The sequence below is a fragment of the Caulobacter sp. GW822-FHT07D08 genome (genome assembly GCF_058798735.1).
This window is the reverse complement of record NZ_JBXAKU010000001.1, coordinates 218,613-234,968: the sequence shown is the minus strand read 5'-3', so window position 1 is coordinate 234,968 and position 16,356 is coordinate 218,613. Positions and strand designations below refer to the sequence as shown.

Annotated in this window: 13 protein-coding genes; 6 read left to right on the top strand and 7 right to left on the bottom strand. The window is 69.1% G+C overall.

Annotated features, from left to right (window positions below; all coding sequences use genetic code 11):
* The 3 genes from AC1RJ9_RS01115 to AC1RJ9_RS01105 are packed head-to-tail and all read left to right on the top strand — an operon-like array spanning position 1 to position 3,977.
* Positions 1–1,428, top strand: a complete 1,428-nt coding sequence (locus tag AC1RJ9_RS01115; RefSeq protein ID WP_492835509.1) for an FAD-binding oxidoreductase — start codon at positions 1–3, stop codon at positions 1,426–1,428.
* Positions 1,425–2,948: an L-piperidine-6-carboxylate dehydrogenase gene (gene amaB, locus AC1RJ9_RS01110; protein WP_492835511.1), complete on the top strand. Its 1,524-nt coding sequence runs from the start codon at positions 1,425–1,427 to the stop codon at positions 2,946–2,948. Before AC1RJ9_RS01115 ends, amaB begins: the two co-directional genes overlap by 4 nt.
* Positions 2,949–2,960: 12 nt before the next feature.
* Positions 2,961–3,977, top strand: coding sequence for a 2-oxoadipate dioxygenase/decarboxylase family protein (locus AC1RJ9_RS01105; protein WP_492835513.1), 1,017 nt, complete (start codon positions 2,961–2,963; stop codon positions 3,975–3,977).
* Here the strand turns inward: AC1RJ9_RS01105 and AC1RJ9_RS01100 are convergent.
* Complete coding sequence (locus AC1RJ9_RS01100; RefSeq protein WP_492835515.1) at positions 3,974–5,512, bottom strand: N-acyl-D-amino-acid deacylase family protein; 1,539 nt, start codon at positions 5,510–5,512, stop codon at positions 3,974–3,976. The two genes, AC1RJ9_RS01105 and AC1RJ9_RS01100, sit on opposite strands and share 4 nt — an antisense overlap.
* Before the next feature lie 164 nt (positions 5,513–5,676).
* On the opposite strand from AC1RJ9_RS01100, the gene AC1RJ9_RS01095 reads away from it, so the two are divergent.
* Entirely contained in the window at positions 5,677–6,186 is a 510-nt protein-coding gene (locus AC1RJ9_RS01095) for an Lrp/AsnC family transcriptional regulator (protein WP_492835517.1), read from the top strand.
* 3 nt (positions 6,187–6,189) lie between these two features.
* On the opposite strand, the gene AC1RJ9_RS01090 is transcribed toward AC1RJ9_RS01095, so the two are convergent.
* The 6 genes from AC1RJ9_RS01090 to AC1RJ9_RS01065 all read right to left on the bottom strand — a co-directional run bounded on the left by AC1RJ9_RS01090 (position 6,190) and on the right by AC1RJ9_RS01065 (position 11,225).
* Positions 6,190–7,176 (bottom strand): dipeptide epimerase, encoded by a 987-nt coding sequence (locus AC1RJ9_RS01090; RefSeq protein ID WP_492835519.1) that lies wholly within the window; start codon positions 7,174–7,176, stop codon positions 6,190–6,192.
* Entirely contained in the window at positions 7,176–8,201 is a 1,026-nt protein-coding gene (locus AC1RJ9_RS01085) for an N-acetyltransferase DgcN family protein (protein ID WP_492835521.1), read from the bottom strand. Before AC1RJ9_RS01085 ends, AC1RJ9_RS01090 begins: the two co-directional genes overlap by 1 nt.
* A 65-nt stretch (positions 8,202–8,266) precedes the next feature.
* Positions 8,267–8,599 (bottom strand): Lrp/AsnC ligand binding domain-containing protein, encoded by a 333-nt coding sequence (locus AC1RJ9_RS01080; protein ID WP_492835524.1) that lies wholly within the window; start codon positions 8,597–8,599, stop codon positions 8,267–8,269.
* A gap of 102 nt (positions 8,600–8,701) precedes the next feature.
* Complete coding sequence (locus AC1RJ9_RS01075) at positions 8,702–9,151, bottom strand: Lrp/AsnC family transcriptional regulator (RefSeq protein ID WP_492835526.1); 450 nt, start codon at positions 9,149–9,151, stop codon at positions 8,702–8,704.
* Positions 9,152–9,176: 25 nt separating this feature from the next.
* Entirely contained in the window at positions 9,177–10,211 is a 1,035-nt protein-coding gene (locus tag AC1RJ9_RS01070) for an isoaspartyl peptidase/L-asparaginase family protein (RefSeq protein WP_492835528.1), read from the bottom strand.
* Positions 10,212–10,241: 30 nt separating this feature from the next.
* Positions 10,242–11,225: a cyanophycinase gene (locus tag AC1RJ9_RS01065; RefSeq protein ID WP_492835530.1), complete on the bottom strand. Its 984-nt coding sequence runs from the start codon at positions 11,223–11,225 to the stop codon at positions 10,242–10,244.
* 304 nt (positions 11,226–11,529) lie between these two features.
* On the opposite strand from AC1RJ9_RS01065, the gene AC1RJ9_RS01060 reads away from it, so the two are divergent.
* On the top strand, positions 11,530–14,319 hold the full coding sequence (locus AC1RJ9_RS01060) for a TonB-dependent receptor plug domain-containing protein (RefSeq protein ID WP_492835532.1): 2,790 nt from the start codon (positions 11,530–11,532) through the stop codon (positions 14,317–14,319).
* Positions 14,320–14,378: 59 nt separating this feature from the next.
* Positions 14,379–16,298 (top strand): M61 family metallopeptidase, encoded by a 1,920-nt coding sequence (locus tag AC1RJ9_RS01055; protein WP_492835534.1) that lies wholly within the window; start codon positions 14,379–14,381, stop codon positions 16,296–16,298.
* Positions 16,299–16,356 lie beyond the last annotated feature (58 nt).

Sequence of the window (16,356 nt, the reverse complement as noted above, 5' to 3'; positions counted from 1 at the left end):
GTGCTGAGCTCTCGCCATCTGGCCGCGCTCGAAGCCCTCGTCGGCCCCTCCGGCTTGGCGTCGGATCCCGCCGCCTACGAAACGCCGGCCCGTTACGCCAAGGGCCTGGCGGCGGCGGTCGTGCGGCCGGCCACCACCGCCGAGGTCTCGGCCGTCATCGGCTACTGCGTGCGCGAGGGCCTGGCCTTCGTGCCGCAAGGCGCCAATACCGGCTTGGCCGAGGGATCGACGCCGGACGCCAGCGGCCAACAGCTGGTCGTGTCGCTCGATCGCCTGACCACCACGCTCGCAATCGACGCCGCCGATCGCACGGCCACGGTGAGCGCCGGCGTGCGTCTGTCGACCCTCAACGCGGCCCTGGAGCCGTACGGGCTGTTCCTGCCCATCGACCTGGGCGCGGATCCCAGCCTGGGCGGCATGGCGGCCACCAACACCGGCGGCGCGCGGTTCCTGCGCTATGGCGACATGCGCCGCCACGTGCTGGGTCTGGAAGTCGTGCTGCCCGACGCGGCGGGCACGGTGCTGACGCTGTCGCACGGCCTGCGCAAGGACAACGCCGCGATCGCGCTGCGCCAGCTGTTCGTCGGCGGCTGCGGGGCGTTCGGGGTGATCACCAAGATCACGGTCGAGGTCCACCACCGCCCGCGCCAGACGGCCGCGGCCCTGCTGATTCCGCGCGATATGGACGCGGTGCCGCCGCTGCTGTGCGCCTTCGAGGCCGAGGCCGGGACGATGCTGACCGCGTTCGAGGGCATGTCCCAGGCGGCGATGGAGCGCGCCATCGCCCACGTTCCGTCTCTCGCCAACCCGTTCGTTGGCGGGATCCCCGACTACGCGGTGCTGGTCGAGCTGACCCGCTCGTGGTCGCCCCGCGACGGCGAGCCCAGCCTGGACGAGACGCTCCAGCAGATCGCCGTTCCGTTGCTGGAACGCGACGACGCCCCGCTGGCCGACGCCCTGTTCGGCCCGCCGCCGAAGATGTGGGCGCTGCGCCATTCTCTTTCGGAAGGCCTGCGGGCCAGCGGCGCGGTGATCGGCTTCGATCTCAGCTTCCGCCGCCGCGACCTGGCGCGTTTCCGGGCCGAGGCCACGGCGATGCTGGCCGCCGACTTTCCCGACTACGCGCTGTGCGACTTCGGCCACGTGGCCGACGGCGGGATCCACTTCAACCTGGTGGGACCAGCCGATCCGATCCGCCGCGCGGCCCTGCGCGAGGCGGTGCTGACCCTGGCCGTCGACGGCTTTTCCGCCAGCTTCAGCGGCGAGCATGGCCTGGGCCGCGCCGTGCAGGACGCCTACGACCGCTTCACGCCGCGCGCCATACAGGACTACGCTGCCGCGGTAGCGGCCGTGTTCGGGCGGGGATCGGCCAGCATCCGGCTGGCGCCCGCCCCCTTCCGCCCTCTCTCTTGCCAGGACTCCCGATGACCACCCTGCCCTCCGCTATCGCCGACGCGCGCGCCCTGCTGGCGCGTCTGGGCGTCGACCCCGCCGTTCTCGACGGCGGCGCCCTGGCCGCCCGTTCGCCGGTCACCGGCGAGGTCCTGGCCCGCTTGCGCGAGCACACCGCCGACGAAGCCGCCTTGGCGATCGAGAGGGCCCACCAGGCCTATCTCGCCTGGCGCAAGATCCCCGGCCCGCGTCGGGGCGAGCTGGTCCGCCTGCTGGGCGAGGAACTGCGCGCCGCCAAGGCCGACCTGGCCGCCCTGGTCACCCTGGAGGCCGGCAAGGTCACCTCCGAGGGCCTGGGCGAGGTGCAGGAGATGATCGACATCTGCGACTACGCCACGGGCCTGTCGCGTCAGCTGTTCGGCCTGACCCTCGCCACCGAGCGCCCGTCGCACCGGATGATGGAGACCTGGCACCCGCTGGGCGTGGTCGGCGTCATCAGCGCCTTCAACTTCCCGGTCGCGGTCTGGTCGTGGAACGCGGCCCTGGCCTTGGTCTGCGGCGACGCCGTGGTCTGGAAGCCCTCGGAAAAGACCCCGCTGACGGCCCTGGCCGTCCAGGCCCTGTTCGAGAAGGCCCGCGCCAAGTTCGGCTCGGACGCCCCTGACGGCCTGTCCACGCTGCTGATCGGCGGCCGCGCGGTGGGCGAGGCCCTGGTCGACCATCCCAGGATCCCGCTGGTCTCGGCCACCGGCTCGACGGCCATGGGCCGGCAGGTGGCCCCGCGCCTGGCCGCCCGTTTCGCCCGCGCCCTGCTGGAGCTGGGCGGCAACAACGCCGCCATTGTCGCGCCGTCGGCCGACCTGGACCTGACCCTGCGGGGCGTGGCCTTCGCCGCCATGGGCACGGCGGGCCAGCGCTGCACCACGCTGCGTCGCCTGTTCGTGCATGACAGCGTCTATGACGCCTTCGTCCCCCGCCTGAAGGCCGCCTATCCCACCGTTCCCGTCGGCGATCCGCGGACGAGCGGCGTGCTGGTCGGCCCCCTGGTCGACAAGGCCGCTTTCGACGCCATGCGGGACGCCCTGGAGCAGGCTCGCGCGGCCGGCGGCAAGGTGACCGGGGGAGCCCGCGTCGAGATCGCCGGACCGGACGCGTTCTACGTCGCCCCCGCCCTGGTCGAGATCGACCACCAGGCCGATATCGTCCGGCATGAGACCTTCGCGCCGATCCTCTACGTCATGCGCTACGCCGACCTGGCCGACGCCATCGCTTCCCAGAACGACGTGGCCCAGGGCCTGTCGTCGTCGATCTTCACCCTGAACGTCCGCGAGGCCGAGCTGTTCGTATCGACCGAAGGCAGCGACTGCGGCATCGCCAACGTCAATATCGGCCCCTCCGGCGCCGAGATCGGCGGTGCGTTCGGCGGCGAGAAGGAGACCGGCGGCGGGCGCGAGGCCGGCTCCGACAGTTGGAAGGCCTACATGCGCCGCGCCACCAACACCATCAACTATGGAACCACCCTGCCGCTGGCGCAGGGCGTGACCTTCGACGTCTGAGGCCCTCGAACCATGTCGCACCTTTCCTCCCTCGTCGTCTCGGCCCTGGGCCAGAAGGCGGCCGCCGCGATCCTGGACGTCCTGGAGATCGCCCCCGCCCTGGCCGGGGAGACTGACGGACCGGTCTCGCGCGCGGTCTTCGCCATGGCCCTGAACGCGGTGCTGTTTCACGACGTCATGAACCGCGTGCCCCTGGGCGCGACCTATGTGACCGAGCGCCGGGCCGAGGGACATCGGATCCTGTTCGACCACGGCGCCCTGCGCACGATCGACTTCGGAGACGGCCCGACCGGCGCCCTGCCAGCCGGTCACCAGGCGTTCGCCCGCATCCTCGAGCCGCTGGGCTATGGGGTGGCCGACCTCTACCCGCTGGACCGTCTGAAGATGACCGGCCGGGCCTACGCCCACCGCGACCTGCCCGAGGCGATCCCGCAGTTCTTCGTCAGCGAACTGCATGTTCAGCGCTTCTCGCCCGCCTTCCAGGTCATCGCCCACGCGGTGTTCGACTCCTCGGCCGACGCTCTGGGCAAGGCGGCCAGGACCGCCCTGGAGACCTTCGCCGCCGAGGGCGTCTGTGATCTGGATCAGGCGCGCGCGGCCCTGCCGGAGGTGATCGCCGCCTTCGCCCGCACCCACGGCCCGCTGCGCCTGGAGCACTACGAGGCGCTGAAGGCGGAATCGGCCGAGGCCGCCTGGATCGCCACCGAGGGCCAGGCCTTCAACCACGCCACCGACCGCGTTCCCGACGTCGACGCCGTGTCCGACGCCCAGAAGGCTTTGGGTCGTCCGATCAAGGACGCCGTCGAGATCTCAGGCTCGGGCCGCGTGCGCCAGACCGCCTTCAAGGCCCAGCCGGTCACGCGCACGTTCGTCACCGACGCCGGCGAGGAAGCCCGGACCGTCCCCGGCTCGTTCCACGAGTTCATCAGCCGCGACCGCTTCGTCGACGAGGATGGCGTCGAGCGGCTGGACCTGAGGTTCGACAGCGGCAACGCCCAGGGCATTTTCAAGATGACAGAGGCGGCCTAGCCGCCCGGTCGCCAGCCGGCCCGGCGCACCACCTGCCCGGGCCGCGCCGAGGTCGGAACCCCCTTGTCGAGCACGACGACGCCGTTGACCCAGACCGTGCGGACGCCGGTCGCCACGGCGTTGGGGTGGTCCAGATCCGAACGGTCCGTGATCCGCGCGGGATCGAACAGCACCAGGTCGGCCTGAAGACCTGGCGCGATCGTCCCTCGGTCGGCCAGGCCGAGCTGGGCGGCGGTCTGAGCCGACATCTTGTGCACGGCCTGCTCCAGGGTCAGCAGATGCTTCTCCCGGACATAGACACGCAGGATCTTGGCGAAGGCCCCGAAGCCCCGGGGATGCAGGCCGTGCGTCATGCCATCGGAGCAGATCACCGAGTGCTTCCAGGCGATGAAGGCGGCGATGTCGGGCTCGGCCATGGCCGAGCCGATCACGGCGTCCACGCGCTCGACCTCCGGATGGGCGGCGCGATAGGCCTCCGACTGCCGCGTCAGCGCCAGATAGGTCTCGATGGGATCCGCGTGGCGCTCAGCCGCGATCTGGGCGATCGACTTGCCGACAAGGGAGGGATCCGGCGCGAACACGGCGATCCGCAGGCCCTCGGGCGTGGTCAGCTTGGTCAGGGCGAACCGCGCGGCGGCCCGGTCCTCGAAGTTCCGCTCCGGCAGCAGCACCGACAGATTGCTCTGCCAGTAGCCGTAGGGATAGACGTCGGCGGTGATGTTCACGCCCTGGGCGCGGGCGGCGTCCAGCTTGGCGAGAATCGCGGGCGCGTCGCCCCAGCGGTCGACGATGCCGATCTTCAGGTGCGAGATCTGAACGGGCAGCTTGGCCTCGCGGCCGATGGCGATGATCTCGTCGATCGCCGCGTCCAGCTTCACGTCCTCGCTGCGCATATGGCTGATATAGCGTCCGCCGCCGGCCGCCGCCGTCTTGGCCAGGGCCACCACCTCTTCCGGCGTTCCGTAGATCCCCGGGTCGTATTCCAGCCCGGTGGACAGGCCCAACGAGCCCGCGCGCAGGTCCTCGGCCAGGTCGGCGCTCATGCTCGCGATCTCGGCCGAGGTGGCCGGACGCTTGTAGTCCTGGCCCATGACGCGGGCGCGCAAGCTGCCGTGACCGGTGTATGAGGCGACATTGACGGCCAGGGGCGAGCGCGCCAGCTGCTCGAAATAGGCCTTCAGCGGCAGGGCGGACTCACCGTCCTGCCCGACCACGATGGTGGTGACGCCCTGGGCGGTCAGCATCGCCATGTCCGGCGTCTTGTCCGCCAGCCGATCGTGATGGCTGTGGGCGTCGATGAAGCCGGGCGCCAGGGTCAGGCCCTTGGCGTCGACGACAGCCTCTCCCGGCGCGGGCTTAAGCTGCCCGACGGCGACGATGCGGTCCTTGTCGATCCGGACGCTGGCGTCGCGAGCCGGCTCTCCAGACCCATCGATCACCCTGGCGTGGACGATCAGCGTCGAGGCCAGGGCGCTCGACGCCAGCAGACACGCGATCCCCAGACCCAGGGCCGAACCGAACAGGTGAAATCTCATGCGCCCATGCTCTGTTGCCTGCGCGAGTCTAGCGTGCGCCAGCGAAGGTTTCCGTCGTTTCCGCCACCCGGGACGCGAGGAGCTCTCCCGCCCCCCGGCGCTGGCGCTTACCTTTACCGCCGCCGTTGCGCTAAGCCTGGAACGACGATCATCAAGGACGGCTCATGAACGATCAGCGCAAGGACCTGGACCGGATCGACATCAAGATCCTGGCGCTGCTGCAACGCCAGGGGCGAGTCACCAAGGCCGCGATGGGCGAGCTGGTCGGGCTGTCGGCGTCGCGCTGCTGGGAGCGCATGAAAAGGCTGGAGAAGTCCAAGATCATCCGCGGCTACCACGCCGAGGTCGATCTGGGCCGCCTGGCCAAGCTCTCGACCTTCGTCGTGCAGATCAAGCTGACCGACTATTCGTACGCCAAGGCCAAGGTCTTCGAGGCCGGGATCGCCGGCCTGCCCAATGTCATCAGCTGCCAGGCCGTGCTGGGCGGGGTCGACTATCTGATCACGGTCGCCGCCTTCGGCATCGAGCACTATCAGACTATCATGGAGCACATGCTCGACACCCTGAACGTCTCGTTCGACTACGTGACCCTGCCGGTCACCAAGAAGCTGAAGGGCGAAGCCAGCCTTGACCTGACGGCGCTGCTGGCGACGGCCGAGGATCTCGAGACCTGAGCCCTAGCCCCAAAGCTCCGGCCCATTGGGCCTGAGCCAGCCGTCCTGGTAGCCGAAGCCGCCAGCGATATCGCGGACCAGTTGCATCGGGCAATCCAGGTCGACGATCTCGCAGCCTTGCGCCAGCAGCAGCGCCGGAGCGACGCCCAGCGAGCTGCCCTCCATGCAGCCGACCATGAGCCGCAGGCCGCGTTCGCGCGCCGCTGTCGCGACGGCCAGCGCCTCGGTCAGCCCGCCCGCCTTGTCCAGCTTGATATTGCAGAACGCGTAGCGGCCCACGATGCGGTCGAGGTCGGCTCGATCGTCGAACGACTCGTCGGCGCACAGGGGCACGGCGCCGCGATAGTCGAGAAGCTCGTCGTCACGTCCGACCGGGAGCGGCTGTTCCAGCAGTTCCACGCCCAGACGCGCCATGCGCGGCGCGCGATCGTTGAGCTGCGCCAGCGTCCAGCCCTGATTGGCGTCGGCGATCAGGCGAGCCCGCGGCGCGGCGGCGCGGATCGCCTCCAGCCGCGCCATGTCGTCGGCGTCGCCCAGCTTGACCTTCAGCGCCGGATAGCGCTCGGCCCAGCGCGCGGCCTTGGCCCCCATGGCCGCGGGCGAGTCCATGCCCAGCGTGACGAAGGTCTCGATGGCGCGCGGCGGCGCCAGGCCCGCGCGCGCGGCGGCCGACACGCCCGATTGCTTGGCCTCCAGATCCCACAGCGCGCAGTCGACCGCGTTGCGGGCGCCTCCGGGCGGCAGGCGCCGGGTCAGGACGTCACGGTCCAGGCGTTCGCCGGCCTCCAATCCTTCCGCCAGCTCCCGCAACTGGATCAGCATCCGGTCGGGCGTATCGCCGCGATAGTCGACCCCCGCCGCCTCGCCGCGCCCGATCACGCCGTCCGCCTCGATCTCGACCTCGACAACCAGCGCCTCGGTGTAGGTCTTCCGCGCGATGACAAAGGGCTCGATCAGCGCGTGAACCCGCGACCTCGCGGTCAGGCGCATCAGGCCGCGCCCCGGCGAACCGATCCCGCCAGGAGCGCGTCGACGATCAACGCCACGCCCGTCCGCACAGGGTCGCAGCAGGGAACGCCCAACTCGGCGGCCGCTTCGCTCAGATACGCCGCGGCGGCCTCGGGCGACAGGCGCGAGGTATTGATGCAGACGCCCGCGACGCGGACGGCCGGATTGGTCAGCCGGGCGAGCCGCAGGTTCAGCTCGATCGCCTCGGCGAGGCTGGGCGTGGGGAAGGCCTCCAGACCGTCGATCGCCGTGCGCGTGGCGTCGTGGCAGACCACCAGGGCGTCCGGCTGGCTGCCATGGAGCAGTCCCAGAGAGACCCCCGCATAGGCCGGGTGGAACAGCGATCCCTGCCCCTCGACGATATCCCAATGATCCTCGCTCGCCGCCGGGCTGAGGACCTCGGCCGCGCCGGCCACGAAGTCCGAGACGATGGCGTCGATCGGCGCGCCGGATCCGGCGATGAAGATGCCGGTCTGGCCCGTGGCGCGGAAATCGGCGCTCGCGCCGCGCGCCTTCAGTTCCTTGGCGATGGCCAGGGCCGCGTACATCTTGCCCACGGCGCAGTCCGTGCCGACCGTGAGCAAGCGCTGGCCGCCGCGTTTGACGCCTTCGCCGACCACATTGAAGCGTGGATCGGGCTCGCGCGCTTCCAGCAGGCGCCGCCCCAGCCGCTCGGCCGCCTCCCGAACGCGCGGCAGGCTGGCCAGGCGGGTATGAAGCCCGGAGATCAGGTCCAATCCGGCCTCCAGCGCCTCGATCAGCACGGCTTCCCAGCGCGGGGGAATATAGCCGCCGGCATTGGCCACGCCGATCAGCAACGAGCGCGCGCCGGCCGCCTTGGCCGCGCTAGGGCTCATGTCGGGCAGGCCGAGGTCCACCTCGCAGCCTTCGAGCCGAAGCTGGGCGACGCAGGCGTCGGGCCGCCAGTAGGCGACGCCCAGGGCGGTCTTGGCGCTGACGCGATCGACGTCGGCCAGAAACATCAGGCTGGGATAGGGAAAGTCCACGGCAGGCTCTCGTTTTGGCGCGTTGTGAAGTGACACAGGCGCATGAAGGGCGGCGCGACGGCCGGTTAGGCGGCGAACGATCGGGCGTTGGATGACCGGAGCGCCGGCAGAAGACGCGAGGCCATGGCCGCGCGAACGCCGCTCAGCCCGCTGATCCTGTCGATCAGGTCGTCCAGCGCCTCGGCATGGGCGGCCTCGACGATCGCGACGAGGTCGTACTCGCCGGTGATCTGGTGCAGGGCGGTCAGTCCGGCGACCTCCGCCAAGAGTCGCTCCACCGCGTCCATGTCGCGCCGCGCCAGCCGCAGCATGACGTGCGCGCGATGGGCGGCGGCGTCTCCGGCGTCGGCGGCCGCGCCGAGGAAGCCTGGTCCGGTATGGATCTGCTCGAGGCTCAAGGTCTCTCTCCACTGAGGCTTGGTGGAGAGGTTATGCTGGCGAGACCCCAGGAAACGGACGACTTGCCGGGGTTCGGCGAGAGAAATCGTCGCCGATACGCGTCAGCGCAGGACCTTCGTCGCCAGCAGGATCGACGAGGTCGTCCGTTCGATTCCCTCGATTTCCCCGATGCGGTCGATCAGCGCGTTCAGTTCGCCCACGGTCTCGGCCTCGACCACCGCGATCAGGTCGTATTCGCCGCTGATCGCATGTAGCGCCGAAAGCTCCGGTATGGCGGCCAGAGCCTCCTCGATGGCCTTGGCGTGCTTGAGCAGGGCCTTGATCATCACCTGAGCGCGGATCAGGCGCCGGTCGTAGGAATCGCCGAGCCGCACCGTGTAGCCGCCGATGATCCCCTCCTCCTCCAAGCGGCTGAGGCGGGCGTAGACGTTGGCGCGCGACAGGCCCAGGTCACTGGCCAGCTTGGTCACCGGCTGGCGCGAATCCGCCCGCAACATGGCCAGAAGGCGCCGGTCGACGTCGCTCAGGCCCTTGTCATCCGATTTGGTCACGCCCGTCCCCCTGTTGGCGTTCGCATCAGCGCGGCGAAGGCTCGTCGGCGTAGATCGCCGTGCGCGGCGTCGGCGCCGCCGCGGAGATCGCCCCACGATACATGCCCAGATCGTTCATGCCGAACGCCGCCCGGCCCTGGCCGTCAATGGCGATCAGGCCGCCGTCGCCGCCGATCTTGGTGATCGAGGCCATGGTCCCGTCCGCGGCCTGCTGGACGGTTTCACCCTTCCAGGCCAGCCGGTCGCAGACCTGACGCGCGGCGCTTTCCCGAATGAAATATTCGCCCGAGCCCGTGGCCGACACCGCGCAGACCCCGTCACGCGCGTAGGTCCCCGCGCCGATGATCGGGCTGTCGCCGATCCGGCCCCAGCGCTTGCCGGTCATGCCGCCGGTCGAGGTGGCGGCGGCGACGTGGCCGGCCTGGTCCAGGGCGACCGCGCCGACCGTGCCGAACAGGTGGGTGGGATCCAGCATGGCCTGGTGATCCTTGCGCCAGGCCAGCAGCTGCTTCCAGCGCTCCTCGGTATAGAAGTACTCGGGAGGCGCCTGCTCCAGGCCCTTCTCCTTGGAGAACTGATCCGCGCCCTCGCGGGCCAGCAGGACGTGCGGCGACTTCTCCATGACCGCGCGGGCCAGGCTGATGGGGTTGCGCGTGCGCGTCACGCCGGCGACCGCCCCGGCCTTCAAGGTGGCGCCGTCCATGATCGCCGCGTCCAGTTCATTGCGCCCTTCGGCGGTGAAGACCGCGCCCTTGCCGGCGTTGAACAGAGGATTGTCTTCCAGCACCCGCACGGCGGCCTCGACGGCGTCGAGGCTGGAGCCGCCCGCCCTCAGGACCTTGGCGCCCGCCTCGAGCGCGGCGTCCAGTCCGGCGCGGAAGGCCTTGTCCTTCTCGGGCGTCAGTTCCCCGCGCTCCAGCACGCCCGCGCCGCCGTGCACGGCCAGCGACCATCTGGGCGCGTTGTCGGCCGCCACCGCGGGAGCGGCCAGCGCCGACGCGGAGAGGGCGAGGCCGCAGAGAGCGAAACAGGCGAAACGGCGAAGAGTCTGAAGCGTCATCTTGATCTCGGTCTGGCGTTCGGTCGGATCTTATCGGTCACTGCGGACAAGCGTTCCCTTGTCGACGCGAGCGGTGATGGTGAAGTCCGGCTTGGTGACCTCGAATGTCTTGAAGTCGAGCGTGCTGTTGGGTCCCAGCCCGACAATCGGGAACGACGCATAGGTCAGCGGCTGTCCGGCGATGATGGTGGCGGGTTTCTTCAGCGGACGCACCAGCCAAGCGTGACCGGGGCCGTAGTAACGACCGACCCCGTCTCCGTCGACCAGCATCGCGCCGGCCTCGTCGACGCCCAGGCCGGTGATCGTCGTGTCGTTCTCTTCCTGGATCAGCCGCCCGACGAAGGTCACCAGACGCCCTTGGCGATCGCGCTTGTCGAAGTGGGTGTCGGTGACGACCTTGGAGAGATACGGCAGGTGCAGGAAGTCGCGCACCAGCGTGACGCTGGCCCCGGTCGGGTTCTTCAGCGCCTCCGGCGAGGTCAGGCTGATCGAGTCCAGGCAGCCATAGACATAGCCGCCCAACACCGCCAGCCCCGCGCTGGTGCCGCCGATCGGCTTGCCGGCCTTGACGTGGGCGTCCAGCGCCTTGTTCAGCGCCGTGCCCTTCCAGGCGCGCACATAGTTGCTCTGATCGCCGCCGCCGAAGAAGATGCCGTCGGCGCGCGCGATAATGGCCAGCAGCTTGGGATCTTCGCCAGCGTCTTCGTCGTGGATCACCAGGGTCTCGACCGAGACCACGCCGCCGACGTCGTTATAAATCTCGTCCTGCAACTCGCGGCCCCCGCGGGCGCGCAACACGACGATATGGCCGCCGCCAGACTGCTTGACGAAGGTCCGGAAGGCGTCGACCGGCCAGTCGCCGCCGCCGAACAATCCCAACAGCGGCCCGGTCTTTCCCGGCGTGGGCGCGTTCACGTCGCCGATCATATAGTACTCATAGCCCGGCCCGACGGCGTCAGGCCCCGCCGGCGTCGCCGCGCGCGCGACGCTCGCGCCCATGAGCAGCGCGGCCATGGCCATCGCGGACGCAAATCGAACCATCCGGCTTCCTCCGTTCAGACCGAGCCTAACCGCTCGGCGCGTTTTCTCGATCCGTCTTGGCGCGTTTCGGCGCCAGGATCGCCATAGCGCCCAGTATCGAGGCGCGATGACCAAATTGCTGCATGTTGCGAGCAATATGTCCATAAATTTTGACAATCTGTCATTTCCAGCTTTCAATCTGCGAAAGCCGCGATCCAAATGGATGCAATCTCGGAGCAACGCCGAGGTGCTGAGCACCCAGGACAGGACCGTCGGCGCAACAAAAAGGGGGATATCCATGAAGACGCATCTTCTTCGCGCCAGCGCATTGGCTGGCGCGGCCGGCCTTCTGATCGTCGGCCAGGCGGCCGCGCAGACGACGTCGACCACCAGCGACGACGCCGTCGAGACGCTGGTGATCACCGGCTCGCGCATCCCTCGCATCGCGACCGAAGGCCCCGCCCCCGTCACGGTCATCACCAGCGACAACATCAAGGCCGCGGGCTTCAACAGCGTCCCGGACGTCATGCGCGCCCTGACCCAGAACGGCGGCGAAACCCAGACCCAGCAATCGTCCAGCGGCATGGACTGGACACCCGGCGCCCAGCAGGTCGACCTGCGCGGCCTGGGCCCCAACCATACGCTGGTGCTGGTCAACGGCCGCCGCATCGCCGATTTCCCGCTGCCCTACAACGGCAAGAGCGCCTTCACCGACACCTCGTCGATCCCGCTGGGCATGATCGACCGCATCGAGGTGCTGAGCGGCAGCGCCTCGGCCGTCTACGGCTCGGACGCCATCTCGGGCGTGGTGAACTTCAATCTGAAGAAGAAGGTCGACGGCACGACGGTCGACGTGACCTTCGGCGGCTACGAGCACGGCGGCGGCGCCAGCCAGCGCGTCAACATCTCGAGCGGCTATTCCAAGGACAACTTCGACCTGGTGATCGGCGGCGAGTTCGTCAATCAGCGTCCGGTCTGGGCCTATGACCGCGACATTCAGGACAGCACCAAGGACAGCCCGACCAAGCGCACGGCGATCGCGCGGCGCGACTTCATGCGGATGGAGCCGACCGAAGAGGTCTACATCGATCCGGGCGCGAACACCTGCAAGGCGCTCTCGAAGCTCAATGACGGGTCGATCGAATATGTCAGCCGCCCTGGCTGGGGTCCCGACGGCGATCCCGGCTTCTACTGCGGCAGCTACAGCTCGATCGGCTACGGCACGATCGTCAGCGAGCGCAAGAGCGCCAACGTCGTCGCCTCGCTCAACTACGCCCCCCGCGACACCCTCTCGTTCTTCGCCGACATCTCGGCGGGCTACAGCCGCACCCGGCAGTTCCAGGACGTCCTGAGCTGGGAGTACCAGGACGCCAACGGCAGCGAGGACGGCATCTTCTACAACCAGTTCATCGGCGCGCTGGATCTCTGGCATCGCCAGTTCACGCCCGAGGAGATGGGCGGGCTGAACAAGGGCTTCATCAAGAACGTCTCCAAGACCTTCAGCATCACGCCGGGCGTGAAGGGCTCGCTGGGCGGCGGCTGGGACTACGAGGCCTTCTACAACTTCAGCCAGCACCGTTCCTCGATCAGCTGGCCCAAGGTGGTGACCTCCAAGGCCACCGCTCTTTTCCTGGGCTCCCAACTGGGCGTGGACGCCGACAGCGGCTATCCGATCTTCAACGCCGATCCGGCGCGCCTCTACAAGCCCCTGACCACGGCCGAGTTCGACTCGATCACCGCCCGCACGACCTACAAGCCGGTCGCGCGCCAGCAGGGCGTGTCGTTCCAGATCAACCAGGCGGAACTGTTCCACTTGCCCGCCGGCCCGGTCGGCTTCGCGGCGGTCGCCGAATACGGCCACCAGTCCTACAAGCTGGGCCTCGATCCGCTGGCCACGGTGAACTACTACTACAATCTCCGCGACGCCGATGGCTCGGGCTCGCGCGACCACTGGGGCGCCGGCTACGAGTTCCGCGCCCCGCTGCTGAGCAGCCTCGAACTGTCCACCGCCGGCCGCTACGACAGCTACAAGTACGGCGGCAATACGATCGACAAGTTCACCTACAACGGCGGCGTCGAATGGCGGCCCGTGAAGGCCCTGCTGCTGCGCGCCGCCTACGGCACCGGCTTCCGCGCGCCGGACCTGCACTACGTGTTCGCCAAGGAAGGCATCAGCCACCCCTCGGGCACCGACTACTTCCGCTGCCGCGCCGAGGAGCCGGACGAGGACGTCGGCGATTGCAGCTACGCCGACGAAGGCCTGGTCAAGGTGCGCCTGGGCAACGCCAAGCTGAAGCCGGAGACCTCCAAGTCGTTCAACTATGGCGCGGTCTGGTCGCCGGTTCGCAACTTCGACATCTCGGTCGACTACTTCCGCGTCCAGCTGGACAACGCCGTGCTGGACATGAGCCTGGACAGCGTCCTGCGCCAGGAAGCCGACTGCCGGATCGGCAAGACGTCGGCGGGAACCGCCGTCAGCATCGCCTCGCCGACCTGCGTCGACGCCCTGGCGCGCGTGAAGCGCAACCCGCTGACCGCCGCCATCAAGCCGGGCGCGATCAGCACCGTGACGATCAACCCCATCAACGTGGCCACCGAGCGGACCACCGGCGTCGATGTCGCCGTCCACTATCGCTTGCCGACCAGCAGCCTGGGGACGTTCAACTTCAGCCTCGCGCACACCTGGGTGCACAACCACACCAGCCGCCAGTACCCGGGCGATCCCATCGAGAACCAACTGGCCTTCGACAGCGGCTATGACATCCCGCGCACCAAGAGCAGCGCGACGATCAACTGGACGCTCGACGGCCTCAGCGTCGGCCTGCACGGCCAGCGCCTCGACCGGGTGCCCAACTACGCCGAGGACGGCTGGACCAAGGCGACCTACATGGTCAACGCCACGGTCCAATACGAGATCAACGACCGCACCCGCCTGAGCCTGGCCGTCGACAACCTGCTGGACAAGGACCCGCCCCGCGACCCGACCTATTCGGGGTATCCGTACTACGACACCTCATGGTTCTCCTCGACGGGACGCAGCTACTACCTGCAGCTGACCCACAAGTTCGGCGGCGCCAGCGGCCTGTGACGCCAGGCCCGGAGCGGTCGCATCCGCGACCGCTCCGCCACTTCGCGCGAGGAAACCGCATGACGCCCAAGCTCGTATTGGCCGCGTGCCTGGCCCTGGCGGCCGTCCCGGCGCTGGCCGGTCCCAGGCCCGCTCCGCCCTCGCCGCCGATCCCCGCGGCGCGCGCGGTGGACTATCCGGGCGTCATCGACCTGAAGGTCGATGTCAGCGACACGACGCGGAAGGTGTTCCGCGTCACCGAGACCCTTCCGGTGACACCAGGCCCCCTGGTGCTCTCCCTGCCCAAGTGGATCCCGGGAGAACATTCGCCCAGCGCCCAGATCGTGCTGATGAGCGGCTTCTCGATCACCGCCGATGACGGGCGGCGGCTGGCCTGGCGGCGCGACCCGGTCGAGATGACGGCCTTCCACGTGGACGTCCCGCCCGGCGTCCAATCCCTGACCATCCGCCTGGAACAGCCCACGGCCCAGCCCGGCGGTCCCGTGCGGATCGCGGTGACGCCGAACCTGGTTCTGCTGAAGTGGACCGCCGTCGCGCTCTATCCCGCCGGCTATGAGGTCGGCCGTATTCGCGTCCGCCCCACCCTGACCGTCCCCGCCGGCTGGAGCCTCGCCACCGCTCTGGATGGCGCGGAGACCTCCGGCGCGACCACGCGGTTCGCGATCACGAGCTTCGAAACCCTGATGGACTCGCCAGTCTATGCCGGGCGCCACAAGGCGGTCTTCGACCTCGATCCCGGATCGCCGCGCCCGGTCCGGCTGAACGTGTTCGCCGACGCGCCCAAGGATCTGAAGGCGACCCCGGCCCAGGTCGCGATCCATCGCCGCCTCGTCCAGCAGGCCGACAAGCTGTTCGGCGGCGCGCGCAATTTCGATCACTACGACTTTCTGCTCAGCCTGAATCCCACGGTCGGCTATCTGGGCGCCGAGCATCAGAGGTCCAGCGAGAACGGCTACAGCTCGGCGGGCTATTTCACGGCCTGGGACACGGCGTTCAGCGGCCGGGACATCCTGGCCCACGAGTATGTGCACGCCTGGAACGGCAAGCACCGCCGTCCGGCCGACCTCTGGACGCCGGACTATACGACGCCGATGCGCAACAGCCTGCTCTGGGTCTATGAAGGCCTGACCGAGTACTATGGCGACACGCTGGCCACGCGGTCGGGCCTCTATTCGTCCGAGCAGATGCGCCAGCGTCTGGCCCTGATCGCTGCCAACGCCCAGGCCACCCCAGGGCGCGGCTGGCGCGACCTGCGGGACACGACGAACGCCTACATCATGAACTCCGCGGGCGGCACGGGCTCCACCAGTTGGCTACGCGCGCTCGACTACTACGAGGAAGGCCAGTTGCTCTGGCTGGACGTCGACACCCTGATCCGCGAGCGCACCAACGGCGCCAAGTCGCTGGACGATTTCGCCGGCGCCTTCTTCGGCGTGGACGACGGCGACATGAACGTTTCGACCTATGACGTCGAGGATGTCGTCGACGCCTTGAACGCGGTCGCGCCCTACGACTGGGCGGGCTTCCTTGACGCCCGCCTCGACGCCCACGATCGCGCGCCGCTCGACGGCCTGACCCGTTCGGGTTGGCGCCTGGTCTTCGAGACGCGGCCGTCCGCCTATGTCACCGCCTATGAGAAGAGCGTCGAGGCCAGCCTGCTGACATTCTCGCTGGGCGCGGAGATCGGCTCGGACGGCGCGGTCAAGGAAACGCTCTGGGACGGACCGCTCTTCCGGGCCGGCGTCATCGCCGGGACCCGGATCGTCAAGGTCGCCGGCAGGCCCTACACCCCGGAGGCGCTGCGAGCCGCGATCGCCGCGGCCGCCGAGTCGGGCTCGCCCCCGATCGCTCTCAGCGTGAAGGCCGACGACCGCGTTCGCGTCGTTCGGGTCCCCTATCACGGAGGCCTGAAGTATCCGCGCCTGAAGCGTCTGACACAGACGCCAGACAGGCTGGAGCAGATCCTCTCGCCCCGCTGATTTCAAGCTTTCTTGACGCCCGCCCAGCGCCGACCCAAACTCTGCTTCGACGCCGGAG